The organism is Mucilaginibacter jinjuensis (assembly GCF_028596025.1).
Classification (GTDB): domain Bacteria; phylum Bacteroidota; class Bacteroidia; order Sphingobacteriales; family Sphingobacteriaceae; genus Mucilaginibacter; species Mucilaginibacter jinjuensis.
The window spans coordinates 3,566,023-3,583,514 of record NZ_CP117167.1; the positions used below are offsets into that span (position 1 = coordinate 3,566,023).

At 43.2% G+C, this 17,492-nt stretch carries 5 protein-coding genes; 1 reads left to right on the forward strand and 4 read right to left on the reverse strand.

Going from position 1 to position 17,492, the window contains the following annotated elements; translation table 11 throughout:
* Position 1: 1 nt before the first annotated feature.
* The 4 genes from PQO05_RS16005 to PQO05_RS16020 all read right to left on the reverse strand — a co-directional run bounded on the left by PQO05_RS16005 (position 2) and on the right by PQO05_RS16020 (position 16,795).
* Positions 2-997, reverse strand: coding sequence for a PorP/SprF family type IX secretion system membrane protein (locus tag PQO05_RS16005; RefSeq protein ID WP_273628385.1), 996 nt, complete (start codon positions 995-997; stop codon positions 2-4).
* Positions 997-11,007, reverse strand: coding sequence for a T9SS type B sorting domain-containing protein (locus PQO05_RS16010; RefSeq protein ID WP_273628386.1), 10,011 nt, complete (start codon positions 11,005-11,007; stop codon positions 997-999). The genes PQO05_RS16005 and PQO05_RS16010 overlap by 1 nt, the downstream gene beginning before the upstream one ends.
* A 240-nt stretch (positions 11,008-11,247) precedes the next feature.
* A complete protein-coding gene (locus PQO05_RS16015) occupies positions 11,248-13,809 on the reverse strand; it encodes a hypothetical protein (protein ID WP_273628387.1) in 2,562 nt (853 codons plus the stop codon).
* Between the two features lie 223 nt (positions 13,810-14,032).
* Positions 14,033-16,795, reverse strand: coding sequence for an SdrD B-like domain-containing protein (locus PQO05_RS16020; protein WP_273628388.1), 2,763 nt, complete (start codon positions 16,793-16,795; stop codon positions 14,033-14,035).
* Positions 16,796-16,951: 156 nt separating this feature from the next.
* On the opposite strand from PQO05_RS16020, the gene PQO05_RS16025 reads away from it, so the two are divergent.
* Positions 16,952-17,485 carry a hypothetical protein gene (locus tag PQO05_RS16025; RefSeq protein ID WP_273628389.1) on the forward strand — a complete coding sequence of 178 codons (534 nt, stop codon included), beginning with the start codon at positions 16,952-16,954 and terminating at the stop codon, positions 17,483-17,485.
* Positions 17,486-17,492 lie beyond the last annotated feature (7 nt).

Below are 17,492 nucleotides of genomic sequence, written 5' to 3' on the forward strand. Positions count from 1 at the left end.
GTTAAAGTCTTGGACAAATAGGTTCTGGTTGCGACATGCGTTTTTTGAATACATAGCTGATAGAAAGCTCTATCCCACCCTGGCCACCAGTTGCCCGGTTAAGGTTTGATGTATTAAAATCGTAACTGGCGCCGATGATCATGTTGCTTACATGGTAACCCACATCGGCAACTGCAGCGTCGTTAACACGGAACAATGCACCAAATATCAACCCCTTATCATCCTGAAACTTAACTTCTGAGTACGCACCAAAAGCTTTTATAGTGGTTTCCTGTTGTTTGATGTATAAAGCATTCGGCACAATATCAAAGTAGTCTGATGCCCTGATACGCACACCACCATGTGCTGTCCAGCGAATAGGGATCCGGCTACTGCCATCACCCGATAAACCATCTTTTGGGCGGGATAAGTGGCCCGCACTAAACCCACCAAATGCATTCAGATTAGATGAAGGATCGCCATTGTAATAAAAGATCCCGGCATTGGCATCAAATACGGTGCTACTGGTATTAGACAGGTTCTCGAAATTCGGCAGATTAGGATCGAAGCCCATTTCGGGGTTATACTGGCTGCCGAATTGCAACTTGCTCATATCAAAAGCCCGGTTTATTACACCAGCCTGTAAACCGAAATGCAGTTTCTGGTTACCATCGTCAGACAGGGTGATCCCGTATCCCAATGAACCGTAAGCGCTGAAGTAATTATAACTCGCACCACCGGCAGACTGGTTTAACACGTTAATACCCAGGCTTAACTTATCAGTCGCTCTGAAATCGGCAGAAACTGCTGCTGTTTCATAAGCGTTATTGATGGTTGCCCATTGGTTTTTATAGTTGGCAGCCACCCGCGCATCGCCATTAATAACGCCTGTTAATGCCGGGTTAAGCCATAAGGGATACGCATAATATTGTGAAAAATGCGGATCTACCTGCGCGCTGCTATGGATTACTACCCCAATTTGGAGCAGTAAGGCTATTATGATTAGTTTGGTTTTCATTATCGTATTAGGTTAATAGTTCCTTTTTTCTTAACTACTTGTCCATCTTGCATGGTTGCTTCGATGTAGTACACATACACACCTACAGGCTGGGGCTTGCCCTTATAGGTACCATCCCACCCGGAGGCCTGGGTGTTGGAGTGGAATTGCATCTCGCCCCATTGGTCGTAAACCCACATATCGAGTTTTTGGATAGCGTTGCTATACACACTCAGAATGTCGTTTTTACCATCACCGTTAGGTGTAAAGGCATTTGGTACGAATACATCATCACCCAATGGATTCTGGGTTATGGCTGTAATTGCGTTTGAGACCGCACTTAACAAACATGGTGATGAACCTATAGCTTTTACAATGATGCTGATGTTATGGTTAGGCTGCAGGTTCGAAACGATCTCGGTCAAACCTGTAATACCGGAACTTGGCGTTATAAACGTTGCCCCATTATCTAAACTCACCTGGTAGCTGCTAGCCCCTGATACATTATTCCAGGTAAAGGTTACCGATGTTGCTGTAACTGTTGCCGTAACAACCGGCGCCGTTGGCGCAGCGTACACCTGGATCATGGCTGGCGATCTGGTTGTACTGCTGCATCCTCCAGCATTAGTGGCCTGGGCGTAATATGTTGTTGCTGCATTAATTGCAGGTGTAGTAAAACTTGCTCCGGTTGCTAAAGCTGTACCGCCTGTTGCTGCAGCATACCAGGTGATAACTGCATTAGGATCTGCACTGGTAGCTGTTAAAGTAGCAGTGCTGCCTGGGCAAACAATTGTATTACCTGCAATTACTGGTGCTGTAGGTGCTCCCGAAACGGTTACTGTTGCAGTAGCCCGTGTTGGTGAGCTACAACCTCCTGCATTTACGGCTTCTACATAAAATGTAGTATTGGCTGATAGTACCGGTGTAGTAAAATCTGTACCAGTATAAACCGGTGAACCACCTGTGGCTGCTGTGTACCAGTTGTAGGTGAAACCACTCATCGGGCTGGATACGCTTAGGGTAACCTGGCTGCTGGTACAAGTTGGTACTGTGGCGTTAACCAGCATCGGTGTTGCCGGTATAGGGCTCACGCTTACCTGCACGCTGCCTACCGATGGGCTTGTACATGAACCGTTTGTTGCATCAACATAAAAAGTAGCGTTGGCTGTTATTGTACCTGTTGTATAACTTGGACCGGTACCCAACAAATTGTTTTTCGATGGAGAATCGTACCAGTTATAAGTAATACCCAATTGAGGTGATGACACCGTAAGCGTAACCGGGTTGCCTGTACAAGCTGTCATGGTAGCATTGGTTGGTACCGGTGTGGCTGGTTGTGGCACTACGGTAACTGTTGCAGCCAATCTGGTTGATGGGCTACAGTTTTGGCTGCTTACTGCTTCTACATAATAAGTAGTATTGGCAGATAATACAGCTGTTGTGTATGCCGTACCTGTAAAAATTGGCGTGCCGCCTGTTGCTGCTGTATACCAGTTATAAACTGTTGAGGCATCAGGATTGGTAACATGGATTGTTGTTGAATTATTCTGGCAGATATTCAGGTCAGCAGTATTTACCACTGGTTGTGTGGCTATGGTATTGTTGATAGTAACCTGTATCGCTGTACGTGTGGTTGAAACACAACCGCCGCTGTTGCTCACTGCTTCTACATAAAAAGTGGTATTGGCAGTAAGCGGATCGGTAGTATAAGTTGCACCCATATATACCGGTGTACCGCCTGTTGCTGCTGTGTACCAGTTAAAGTTAACATTTGGTGTTGTGCTGGTTGCAGTCAGTACAGCACTGCTGCCAGAACAAACTGATGGGGTTGCTGAGCCACCCTGAGCTGTTACTACAGGGGCAGCCGGTATTGGATTAACATCAATAACAACCGGTGTACGTGTGCCTGAAATACAACCGGTTGCGTTCACAGCTTCTGCATAATAGGTAACACCTGTTGTAAGTGCAGCCGTGTTGAAGCTAATACCAGTATTTACCGGGCTACCTCCTGTAGCTGCAGCATACCAATTATAAACAAACCCAGATTGAGGATTAGAGATGGTTAACGTTACCGATGCACCTGCACAACTTTCAACGGTTGAACCGTTGGCAATGATCGGTGCGGTTGGCGCGGTTGATATGGTTACCTGTGCAATTGCCGTGTTGGCACTGTTACAGCCATTACCATTAACCGCACGCAGGTAATAAGTTGTATTAGCATTTATAACAGGTGTGGTAAAGTTTGCACCTGTAGCTACCTGGTGGGTAAGCCCTGCATCATCAAACCATTGGTAAGTAATACCTGGTTGTGGTGATGCTACTGCCAATGCTGCTGTACTGCCCATACAAACCGGCATATTTGCTGTTACCAGGGTTGGATCGGCAGGTAAACCATTAACTGTTACCGCTGCTGTTGTACGTGCAGATGGGTTACAGCTTGTCGGGTTAACAGCTTCTACATAATAAGTTGTGTTGACTGTTAATTGTGGCGTGGTATAGGCAGAGCCTGTAAATATCGGGCTGCCGCCTGTTGATGCGGTGTACCAATTGTAAGTAGTAGCCGGATCAGGGTTAAGGACGTGTATAGTTGTTGTGCTATTTTGACAGGCAGTTAAATCAGCAGCATTTACCTGTGGTGCTGTTGCCGTTGTATTGCTGATAGTAACCTGCACCGCAGTACGTGTGGCCGATGGGCATGATCCGGTACTGGTTACTGCTTCAACATAAAATGTTGTGTTAGCAGTCAGTGGATCTGTAGTATAAGTTGCCCCTGTAAATATCGGCGTACCGCCAGTTGCCGCAGTGTACCAGTTGAAGATCACGTTTGCGGTTGTGCTTGTAGCTGTAAGTACAGTACTTCTACCCGAGCATACCGATGGCGTAGTTGAGCCACCCTGAGCTGTTACTACAGGTGCAACCGGTAATTGATTAACATCGATAGTAACTGCTGTACGGGTATCAGAAGTACAACCTGTAGAATTTACAGCTTCAGCATAATAAGTGATGCTGGTTGTAAGGTTGCCGGTTGTAAAGCTTGTACCTGTACCTACTGCACTGCCACCTGTAGCAGTGGTGTACCATTTATAAGTTAAATCTACCTGAGGGTTAGAAATATTAAGCGTAACCGGCGAACCTGCACAGCTTTCTACCGTAGCACCGTTGGCAACTACAGGAGCGCCCGGTGCAGGTGATATAGTTACCTGTGCGGTAGCTGCATTAGCACTGGTGCAACCGGTGGCGTTCATGGCAACTAAGTAATAAGTTGTGTTAGCTGTAATGGCACCTGTTACAAAAGGCTGGCCGGTAAATACTGGCGTAGTTAATGTTGGATTATTGTACCACAGATAAGTAATACCCGGTTGTGGTGAAGCTACCGCCAGTGTTGCATTACCACCCAAACAAACAGGTACAGTAGCATTAACCAGGGTTGGATCAGCAGGTAATCCGTTAACAGTAACTGTTACAGATGTACGGGTTGATGGGTTACAATTTCCGGCCTGTGCAGCTTCTACATAATAAGTTGTATTGGTTGATAATGCCGGTGTGTGGAATTCGGTACCGGTAAATAATAAAGTACCGTTTGTAGCTGCATCGTACCAGCGATATACTTCATTCGCTTGTGGGTTTACAATGCTCAACGTTGCAGATGCGCCAGAACATACGCTCAAACTACCAGAAGCTGATTGTATAGTCGGAGGTGTTGGCGGAGGTACAACGGTGATATCTGTTTGCGTACGGGTTGCACTGGTACAAGTTCCGTTGCTTGCTTCTACATAATAAGTGGCATCGGCAGTAACATTGTTCAATGTAAGCGTTGTACCTGTAAATACCGGTGTACCACCTGTTGCTACGGTATAGAAGTTATATTGAAGACCGGCTATTGGATTAACAACGCTGATGCTTGCACTTCCACCGGTACATACGGACGTTGCTGAGGCGCTTAATGTTGGTGCAGCAATTTGTCCGTTAGTGGTTACATTAACAGCTGTACGGCCACCATTATTAATACAGCCTGATGCGTTAGATGCCTCTACATAAAAAGTAGTATTGGCTAAAATGGGTTGTGTATTGTAGGATGTACCTTGCGCCAAAGCTGCACCACCTGTAGCAGCGGCATACCAACTGTAGGTAACACCTGCTTCAGGGCTTAACACTTGTAAGGTGGCAGATGCTCCAAGACATACACTCACATTGTTGGATACTACACCCGGTGCTAATGGACGAGGGTTAACTGTAATAGCACCCGGTGCCCTGGCTGGGCTGGTACAGGTACCATTAGCTAATTCGGCATAATAAGTAACTGATGAAATTGGCGATACGGTGTAAACCGGGCCTGTAAATACCAGGTTACCGCCAGTTAGTGCATCATACCAGTTCACTGTGTTAGTACCCGCATTGGTAACAGTTAAGGTTACCTGATCACCTGAACATGCCGGAGAACCTGTTACACTTACAATGGCGTTAACCGGAGATTGTGTAACGTTTACAGTTGCAGCAACGCGGTTAGGGTTAGGACAGTTATTGGCCGATCTTGCACTTTGTACATAATATGTAGTGGTTGTTGTTACATTGGTTGCTGTATAAGTATTACCGGTGTGTAGCAATGTACCACCTGTAGAAGCATCGTACCATTGGTAAATTACCCCTGCACGTGCATTGCTTACGGTAAATGTGGCATCGCTGCCCGAACAAGCATTAATGGTTGATGTTGCCAATTGTGGTTTTTCAACCTGCTTGCTGGCGTATAGTATATCAACAGAATTGTTTACACCAAGCAAAGCACTGTTTAAGGTAACTACTACCCTATCAAACGCAGCTTGTGGCGCAAAGCGAATTAAGGCTGATGTACCATTAGCTAATACTTGTAATTTAATCGCGTTATTATCGAGGAAAATAGCATCACCGTTATTGGTAGCACCGTTAAATGATGCAATGCTGATCCTGTTCAACAAGCCTGCTGAAATAATGGCAGCCGGGAAATTTAAGGCTACAGTAACAGAATCGCCTACGGTTCCGCTTTCACCAAATATTAAGGTTTGGGCAACATACGAACCGACTGCTCCCACAAGGATATGCAGGTGGCTCACATTGGTAAGATCATTATCTACCGCATTGTTCGGATTGTCAACTCCACAACCAGCACATAATGCACCACTGTTTACATCAAAAGTTTGTGATGATGCAAAATCGCAACTGGTAGAAAATACCGGTATAACATTTACAGTAGCCGCAGTACGTGTGCTACTTGGGCAACCACCTGTTGGGCTAATGCTCTCAGCATAATAGGTTGTAGTTGATGTTAAAGCTGGGGTAGTAAATGTAGCACCCGTTGCTATTGGTGTGCCACCTGTAGCGGCAGTATACCAGTTAAAGGTTGCACCCGAAGTTGTTGACGACGCTGTAAGCGTAGCAGTTTGACCGGATTGGATCTGGGCATTTGCCGGATTGATAGCTACAGTTGGCGCTACAGGTAGCGGGTTTACGGTAACATCTGCCTCGGCACGGGTTGGGCTAACGCAGGTACCGGCTACGGCTTCTACAAAATAACTTGTATTTGCTGTTAAAGCAGGCGTGGTAAATTGTGCACCTGTAAATACCGGCGTACCACCTGTTGCAGTAGTGTACCAGTTAAAGGTTACACCTTGTTGTGTTGAAGTTGCACTAAGCACAGCCGGCGAGCCAGAACATACAGCTACTGCATTTTGTGCCAATACCGGCACTGTAACTGTATTATTAACAGTAGCTGTTACCTGTGTACGTGGTGCCGGGCTTGGGCATGATCCTGCGCCGACAGCTTCAGCATAGTAAGAAGTAGTTGCAGTTAAAGCAGGAGTGGTAAATGAATTGCCTGTGCCTACCAGTGTACCGCCGGTTAAAGCATCGTACCAGTTAACTGTTACACCGCTTACAGGAGTTGCAGCAAAAGTAGCTGTACTGCCAGAGCAGATGGTAAAGTTATTGGTTGCCACCACCGGTGCTACAGGTATCGGGTTAACAGTTACAGTAACAGGTGTACGCACTGCTTGCGCGCAACCATCAGCTGTTCTGCTGGCTTCGGCATAATAAGTTGTATTGGCATTAAGAACCGGTGTGGTAAATACAAGGCCTGTTGCTATTGCTGTACCACCGGTTGCTGCTGTGTACCATTTTACGGTTGCATCACTGCTGGCGGTTGCCGTTAGTGTAGTTTGCGATCCGGCACAAATATTAGTACCTGTAGATGCGATGGTTGGCGCAGCTACCTCCTGCGTAGCATCATAAACATTTAATGAGCTTAACACTCCAACAGTAGAGTTATTCCTGATCTCTACCCTGTCGAAATCTGCTGTTGCAGCAAATGCTACTCTGAAAAGGTTTGTTCCGTTTAGTAAAGTAATATGTAATAGTGCGCCGTTTACATTAAAGCGGTCGTTATTGTATGTTGTACCATTATAGGTAGCGATGCTGATGTTAGAAAGTACGCTGATATTAGCCAACGAACCAGGGATACCTAATTCAACAACAACACTATCGGCGGCGTGGCCTGTAGCAGCAAAGCGAAGTGTTTGGCCTACGTAAGCACCAACCAAGCCAACGGTAGTATTTAATTGAGAGAAGGTGTTTCTATCGTTATCTACTGCACCGGCAGCATTGTTAACGCTACATCCTATACAAACCAGGCCGTTAACATCTGTGGTTTGCGCTATGGCAGCGTCGCAGGCAACCGGGTTAACACCGGTTTGGGTTACTACTACATTGGCAGGTGCCCTTGTTGCAGATACAGCGCCTGTTGCAGGTACGGTGGCTTCGGCATAAAAAGTGGTATTGGCAAACTCGGCAGGTGTGTTATAAGTTGCACCTGTAAAAATTGGTGTGCCGCCTGTTGCAGTTGTGTACCAGTTAAACACTGCACCCGGTGTGGTTGAAGATGCGGTGAATGTGGTAGTCTGGCCTGGGTTAATAGTTTGCGTTGGCGGTGTAACTGTAATATCAGGTATTACTATAGGGTTTACAGTTACGTTAACCGGGGTACGGGTTGGCGATACGCAACTGCCCGATGCACTCTCGGCATAATAAATTGCATTGTTTGTTAACGGAGGCGTAGTAAATGTACTGCCTGTAGCTACCGGCGTGCCGCCTGTTGCTGCAGTATACCAGTTAATAGTTGCATTGGTTGGCGGAGTTGCAACCAGTGTAGCAGTTTGTCCGCTGGTGATGGTTACGTTGTTTGCAGCCACCGTTGGTGCCGCAGGTGTATTATCAACCAATATAGATACCGGGAAACGTACCGGACTAACACAACCATTGCGCGAATATTCTACATAATACGTTGTGTTGGCGTTTAGCGCAGGAGTATTAAAGTTTGCGCCATTATTTACAACGGTGCCGCCGGTTGGGGCATCGTACCAGGTAAAGGTTCCGCTGGCTGGTGATGTTATATTTAATGTGGCCGAGCTGCCTTTACAAATCTCAGGACTAAGCGGGTTGATTACCGGCCGCTGGAATATTTGCTGCGCATAGTAAATTTGCAGGGTACTTATCAATCCGGCTACGCCAGAGTTTAACCGGATGGTTACCCTGTCATAAGCTCCTGTTGCGGGTATAGTCACAACATAACGACCAGTACCGCCGCCTAATAATCTCACCTTAATGAGTGAGTTATCTAAATTGTAAGTAGCTACCTGTGTTGCGCCGTTGTATACAATTACCTGTACTGAACTTGCAACCCCGGCAGTTAATAAATTAGCGTTTGATTGTAAGCCTAATTTAATGGTATCGCCTGCCAAACCTGGTTGTTGGAAAACCAGTTGCTGACCAGCATAGCCTCCAATCAAACCAGCTAAAACGCTAACTGTTGATGCGGTTGTGGTATCGGCATCGGCAGATAAAGCCGGGTTGGTAATGCTGCAACCAATACATAAACCATTAACATCCTGTGTTTGTACATTGGCAAAGCTACATGGTGTATTATTATTAATAGTAACGTTAATAGTAATTGCCGTTCTGTTAACAGATGTACAACCAGTACTGTTGCTACCACTCACGTAATAAGTAGTTGGCGCATACAGTAACGGTGTAGTGTAAGTATTGCCTGTAAATACAGGAGTAGCTGCAGTGGCCGATGTATACCAATTGTAATTTACGCCTGTTTGCGCATTGGTTACATTGATAGTTGCCGCCTGCCCCGCTGTTACCGTTGTATTATTGGCAGATAATGTTGGATCGGCCGGAAGTGGTGATACGGTAACATTTGCCTGCGCACGCGCTGTACTGCTGCAACCTGTGGCATTTACAGCCTCTACATAATAACTGGTATTGTTGTGTAAAGCCGGCGTGGTAAAGTTAGTACCTGTACCTAAAAGCGTTCCGCCTGTTGATGTGCCGTACCAGTTATAAGTTAAACCGGCAACGGGGTTATCAACCGCCAACACCGCATTTGCACCATCGCATATCATTGGGTTAGGTGTAGTAATTACCGGTGTGGCTGGTAAAGTGCTTATTGTTGCAGTTACCGGTGTACGCGCCGGGCTGGTACAAGTGCCGCCCGAAACGGCTTCGGCATAATAAGTTGTATTTGCGCTTAATGCAGGTGTAGTAAAACTATTACCAGTGGCTATTGGCGTTCCGCCAGTTGCCGCGGTATACCAATTTACGGTAACACCCGTAACAGCTGTTGCTGTAAATGTGGCTGTTTGGCCGGGGCAAATGGTTTGAGCATTGTTGGCAATAACTGGTGCTGTTGGTATTGTGTTTACTATTATGATTACTGGCGTACGGTCTGATGCATCGGTACAACCGGTACGGTTAGCCTGCACATAATAAGTAGTAGTTGAATTTAGTGGGCCGGCAGTAAAACTTGTACCTGTAGCTACCGGGCTACCGCCGGTTGCGGTAGTGTACCAGGTAAAAGTAGTATTTGGAACAGCTGTAACAGTTAACGCCGCCGAACCTCCTGTACAAAGCTGTACATTGTTTGTTACTATGTTATTAAATTTAACAATAGGCCTTGGGATAACCCGTTGTACTTCATACAAATTCATGGTTGATAGCACATTGGCTAACCCTCCCCCTAAGGTAACCTGCACCCTGTCGAAAGTGCTTGTTGGTGCAAAAGTTACCGTTTGCAAGCCAGTGGCCCCATCGAGCAGCCTCAGTGTTAATAATCCGCCGCTTAAACTTTGTGTATCGTTGTTACTTGTATTACCATTGAATGTGGTTACCGAGATATGGCTGGTTACCCCCGCATCAATTAACGCCTGCGGAAGTGATATGGTTAAGCGAACAGAATCGCCTATGGTAGATACGTTTGAAAAGATGGCTGTTTCTGTTGCAGCAGCCCCCGCCAAACCTATGCCGGCGTTCAATGTTGCTGCCGTGGCTGGGTTGCCATCTATCGCATTTTGCGGGTTTTGTACTCCGCCTATCCCTAAATTGCCAAGGCCGAGCAGGTTGGATGAGATCCCATCCAATTCATCAAATGCAGTGTTACAGGCAACCGCCCCGCTTACGGGGTAAAATGCCTCATATAAATAAATTGTGTTTAACGCACCGACTAAACCTCCGTTGAGTGTTACCCTTACCCTGTCGTACTGCTGCGTTGGCGTAAACGTTAATTCTGTCTGATTATTATTAGCCAGCAAGGTTATCAAACTACTGGCCGAAATGGGTGAACCAATTGCAGTGCCATTGTTGTATGCCTGCACGGTGATTGCACCCAAAGCCTGCACACTGAGCAAATTGTTGCCGCTCCCCAATTTGATGGATACCGGGGTATTTGCAGGCACTTTTGTAGTAGGTGCGCCGGGAAATAATAATTCTTCCCAGGTTGATGCTCCCACGCCAACGCCAACATTCAGCGTTGAAAAAGTTTGCAAATTACCATCGGCTGCGCTACCCGGATTGGTTACCGTACAACCGAGACAGAGTACACTTGAAGATCCGGTTTGTGTGGATGAAGCAAAGGTTCGCTGGGCGACCGCATTGCTTGTTATTCCTGTTAATAAGCAGATTATGAGCAGGAAGCACGAGGTGATAAAGGTAAAAACTTTCATAAGGCACGTCGGTGAAAAAATATTTATACATATCTACGACGTACTTTAAAATAGTGTTAGGAACACTTTATTCATGATATTCAGGAGCTGTTCATTTTAGTTATTTTAAGATTTTTAAATCCGGAACGTAATAAATTTCGTAGGCGATCAAACCATTGCAATTATGCTGCCTGTTTTTAAAATTATTGCACAAAAAAAGCCCGCAAAAAAGCGGGCTTTAACAAAATTATTGATCGATGATCAGGACATTATCTTCTCTCCTGCGGTGTAATAATTAAACAGGTAGCATTGTGGGTTAAAACTGGTAGAATGCAGGTATTTTTTAAACTTCATATAAGCAGCCCTGTTCAGATCAGACATTTTATTGAAATTCTCATACTCGAGATAATAAGACAGCGTATTGGCTTTAAGTAGCTTATAACCAGACTTCTCTGTGTTATTGATCATTTTTTCGATAACCCGCTTCAGATAGTCGATATCACTATGATATTGAAGTGCGTGGGCTGATAATAAATCAAGACAAGCCCGCATGTAAGGTGTATATTTAAGATGATCGACCTTATAATTTTTCTGTAGTTCGGTATAGATCTGAAGCCCCGTTTCAACATCACCGGCAGCAAAATAAGTATCAGCAAGCCCTATTTGAAGGAAGAAATGGTACGTTAAATTGTGTGTGCCCCCAACATTATTATAATGATTAAGCTGAGTAATAAACCTAATCATCTTCGATTTATTATTTGACAAAGACAGTGTGGTTAAAGCCAGCAGATACAAAACATTATTTGAGCCGATCGGGTTATTTTTTGCAGATGGCCCGTTAAACAAAAAGCGGGTGATTTGCACCAATGCCCTTTTAGGTATTACACCAAATTTAAAGTAACTGTAAATAGTTTCAACACAGTAAAGAGGATTGATCGGAAAGTCGACAAAAGCCTCGTCAGGGAATCTTCTTAATATTTTTATACGCTCTTCTAATGCCTCGCTGTTAAGCTGGATAATATAAACGATGGATAGACAGGTATTGATCCATATTTTTAAAGTTTCATTTAAATTGAGCGTTAAAAGCTCCTTTAATGCCTGTTCGTACTCAAGTGATACAAACTCGTACCCAAAAAAGTAATTGAATATGCCATTCTGATCGGCAAAGAATATTTCACCCACTTTGGCATCTGCAGGAAGCAGAAAATTTCTTTTAATAAGGCTGCTTAAAAATGTGAGCAGTATTGCCCTTTCGGAAGCATACAGGTCAATTTTATGCAGGTGGGTAAATATCTGGTATTGCTTATTTTTAACCCCATTAAATATGCACCATTTAAGTACCATAACCCTGTACTCTGGTATTATCGTATCCGATATTTTGAGGCATAACTCACTATTATAGTCGCCGCAATCATGCAATAATTGGGCGGCCATTACAGCTGCAAATAACCGTTTATTGGTAAATTCAATGTACTCATCGTACATGGCCTCTTTGCAACGATTTAACTCGCGCAAAAAGCCTATACTAATCAGGTCATTATATGCATCCCTGTAAGTTTTTAAATGATCGTAGATCTTTAGCTTGTCTATTAAAAATTTCCCGTCTTTAAATTGGCCGTTAGCTATCAGTATCCTAAGTAATAAAACCTTTTCAGTAGTAAATTTCCCTGCATAAATCTTATCAAATATATAAGATGAGATCACCTCATAAATCCTGAAATGATCCAGCTCATCTAAAAGGAAATCGGTATGGTTTTTCTGATAATAGTACTGGAAAAACAAAGGATAACTAAAAAATGCGGATACCTCTGGATGTAGCACATCAGGTATTTTTATAGCCGGGTTAATGCGCCTGCAAAGTTCTTTAATTTCATGAGTGCTGAATACCGGCACGTTTCTTTCCTCGTGCTCATCGCTCATAAAACCAATAAACCATTCATCCATGCGGTTATCAAGCAAAAGTCTCCGTTTGCAGGTAATCCATGAAGCCGAACGCATAGTTAATATCAACTTAAAACCAGGCCAGTCACTACTGATTGCTAAAAAATCAAGCAGCATACTAAATAACAAATCTAATTGCTCAGTCTTAAAAACATTGCCATCAAACTCATCTATTATCAGGTAAAAGTTATTGTGTCTTAACCCGTCGATATCTACTATCGTATCAAAACCATTACCTGCAGGTAAACCCATTAAAGCCAAAAGCCAGTCAGTTAAATTGATACCCGGCGAAAGCCCCATTAATACCTTGCTATTTAAAAAAAGCACAACATCAGTATTATGGGTAACCAGCATTTTGTTAAGGTGCGATTCGACCCATCGGCATAAACCAATTGTTTTACCATAGCCTGCCGGCGATGTTAAAATGGTTGCGCGGTACTCTCCTGCCAAAAAAACATCCAGATGCTCATTAATGCTTTCTCTTTCAATAGTTAAATTAAATGGGATTACTGATTTATTTTTTAACGCCTGGAGCGTATTGTGCGTAGTTTTACGCAAAACATCAAGTACATCACTTGTCTTCTCAACAGACTTTGCCTGGGGCTTAATCTGCTTTTTAGAATGTTCATCGCAAAAATAATCCCATGAAGAATAGCCGCAATATTCCGAAAGCAGGTTTAATGTATAAAGTGATGGTACAGAACTGCTTAATGCAAAACCATATATCCTTTTTATAGTGGTATCGCTTATTTGCTTTCTGGTTTGTTTAGAAATGTTAAGCGCTAACAGCTGACAATCAGAGGGGGTAATAATTGTTAATCCTGCTTTATCTAATACTTCTTGCTTCAACTGTTCGAAAACATAAGGCAATACAATTCGCATGGGCAATTATGGTGTTATAATCCCAAGATGTATCTTCTCACAATACAGTACCTGGAATAAGGTTTAATTCGGCTAACTGGTGTTATAAATATAGCAGTATTCTTATTACAATAACAATATAGTAGATTAAATTAGCAATTAATAAAATAAATTATTTTTTAAATTACTATTGGCGCTCTTATAGATTACAACTATAGTTAAAGAAAATAAATTTTCATTTGTTTTAAAACTGTTTAACAATTACTTTATGGGCTTGATCAACGAGGCTGAATGTGACCTCTTTTTTAACCTTCTGATCAATAAAAACTACCTGGTTGGGGTTACTTATCGAATACTTTTGATTGTCTACATCAACACTAATACGATAATTGTTTACCGGTAATGCCAGCTCAAATTCGCCAAATTCATTGGTAAGGGTGGTAAATGTTTGGTTTTTATCATCAACGGCAACCACTCTAAGGCCCTCTAAATTAGGTTTGCTTGTTGTATACTCTTGTTTAACCGGTGTTATCACTCCTTTTAACCAGCCACTACGCACCAAAGGGATCATCATTTTTTGATTATGCACAAGATCTACCGTTAGCTTTTGCGCCAGGTGCCAGCCGTTGCCGCGCACAACCGATAGCTCATACACCGCATTTTGCAGATTGCTGTATTTAACTACTCCGCTTTTATCACTAATGGTGGTTAGATCGCTGTTGTTTGTACTTTTTTCGGCCGCTATATTAATAACGAGGCCTTCAATTGCTTTATCATTGCTGTTGAAAATGCCGTCGTTATTTTCGTCATCAAAGAACTGTAATTGCAAGCTATGTGTGCCTGGCGTACTGGTTCTGATAAATTGCTTGCTTATCCCTACCCTGGTTTGCAGGTTGTAACTGTTTACGTAAGACGGGTAAGTATTATAAAAAACCTGACCAGAAAGCTGCCAGCCGCCTTTAACCCTGTAATATACCTGCCCATTTAAAGCATTATTCCGTTTAATGTTGTAGCTGGTAAAGTTGAGATAATCATTAGCCGAAACACTTAACTTGTTATTGAATGCCGTGAAATGAACATTGGGCCCGAATGAATAATTGTGATAGCGCTGCTTTTGGTTATTGTAGGTGGTAGCAATTTCTTCGGCCAGGTAGTACGGTGCGTTCTGAAGCAGCACACTCATGCCCCACCATTTGTTAAAGTAATTGGTATTGATGCGGAAGCCTGTATAATGCTGATTGGTAAGCTGCGGATTATCGCTTCGGGTATAACCAAAATCTGTTAGTGCCGTAAGTTGCTGGCCACGGCCTAATGCATAATTGATATCGAGACCAGTTCTGATTGATTTTGATGACAAAGGCCCGTTAACCTGGATATATTGCGTACTATAAGTTTGGTTAATATCCTGCTTATACCAATAAGGATGTAGAGTAATATTTAGTGCTCTGAAATTTAGGTTAAGCCCCAGCTCATACTTCAGCGTATTATTATAAAAGCCGGCGATGGTTAAGGTATCGATCAGATATTTAGGCGAATTTTTAATTAACTCGTAGTGCCCAAACAGAGTTGTTTTAGGTGTAAAATGATAGCCCAAAAAGTTATCTAACTGCGTAGTGCCGCGCTGTAAGCCACTGTAATAAGCCGAACTGTAATAATTGTTGAGACTAAGATCCCACCGGGTTGGCCTGTAACTGTAAACAAAACCACCGGCAACACCGTTGTGCGATTCGCCTGTTGATGGTTCCTGCTCGTTACTGTAACCTGCCTTAACATCTAAACGCTGGTTACCCTTTAACGCAAAATGCATGTAACCATTGGTAAAGCGTGTATCTACACCGGTTAAAGGATTATGGCTGTACAGTAACGATACCCTGGCCATATTACCGGCATTGATAAAATTATAGCTCGCGGCAAATATGGTTGAACCCGGATATTGGTTAAGCAGCTGCGAAAACAATACATAACTATTTTGCACATAATACAGATCGACGCTGTTATGCTGATCCAGGAAAACAGATGCCTTTGCCCCGCGGCCAAATAAGGAATAATCAAGGCTCTCCATCAGGTTGCCTACCGTAACACCGAAATACTTGTTATTATAATTTAACCAGGTATTGTATCCGTCTAATGCATGTTGCTTATCATAGTAGTTCAAATTAAGATTATAGCCCAGGTGGCTGTCGGCATTTGGGGCAATGTTACCGTTTGCCAAGAATGAATAAAATGAATAAGAACGGTTTATAGCCGTATAACTCAGCTCGGCAGTGTTGCTTAACTGGTTAAAATACTGGCCGGTTGCGGCAGTCTGTTCGCGTTTATTATTACCAATTTCGGCAATCTGCAATGTGGCTATTGCCAGGCTGTTTCCATTATCATCTGTACATTCAATCGTTACATTATAATTGGTAGAATAGTTGGTATTTCCACTCAAAAGTTTGGCTTCAAATTCTATCATTTGATCAGAGCTTGCATCAAGCACAATATTCCTAATTGGTGTAACTATCTGTATTCCAGATGGATTTATAGTCAATTTTAGATTAACATTTACTGATGAAAACCCTCTGTTGGCACAATGCAGCTTAAAGTTTGCCAGCCCCGTTACACTATTTAAATACACAATGGGTTCGGGCAAATTGATGAAAATTTTGTTGGGCTGATTAACCTTTACCATAAAAAAAGCCTCTACTTTTTGTCCGTTCAACTGGTTGGTGTAACCCACTTTTATACCGCCTGCACTACCCGATAATAAAGCCTGTGATGCGAAATATTTTACAGGGAAAGTAGCTGATGCTCCCGGGTTCAGCCGAACCGTGTCGGGTAACTTTAACAAAACGTCGGCCGTAGTAGTGCTCTGAAAAAGGGTTATTGCCTGGCTGGTTTTATTCTCGAACCTGATTTTATTTGAGAAAGTTTGCCCGTAACCAACTACTACAGTATCAGAAATAAATGAACACGATACCCCAGTAGATTGGCTAAATGAGTAGAAGGGAAACTCAATAAAAATCAATAAAAAAAGAAAGAGTTTAAATCGGTTCAAAGCAAATAATCTTGAGTATCAAAACGGAAATTTTATTTAGGAAATAAAATCAAACCCGTAAAAAATTATGTGCTTGTACGAAAGTTAATTTATAAATGTTTATCAAAAATCCTTAATTATTTCAAAATGAAAAAATTCTTAACAATCTCATTGTCAATTATTTTGGCATGCTTTGGTGTAGCTAAAGCTCAGGTAACCGGTACCACCAGTGTACACGTAAAATTGGTTGATATTTTGGCGCTAACCGTCAACAATAGCGACGTTAACATCAACTTCAACAACGCGTCTGATTATCAAAATGGAGTAACCGTTGCCATGCCCGGCCACCTTACGGTAACCAGTAATCAACCTTACACATTAAATGTAAAAGCAGCCGGTAACCTTGCAGGTACAGGCGCTAATACAGACGTGTTAGACCCCTCTGTCTTAACAGTAGCTTTACCAACAACCGGTAACAACACCACGCTTGGTGCTGTGCCAACAACTGCTTCTGGTTTAAGTACTACTAATGCGGCTTTGGTTACCAGCGCTACGCCTGGTTTATTGAAACTGCTCGATGTTAATTACACCGTGCCATCATCGGTATCAACAACATCTGCCCTGCTTGGTAAAAAGGCCGACACTTACACCACAACAGTAACTTATACTATTACCCAATAATTTAACC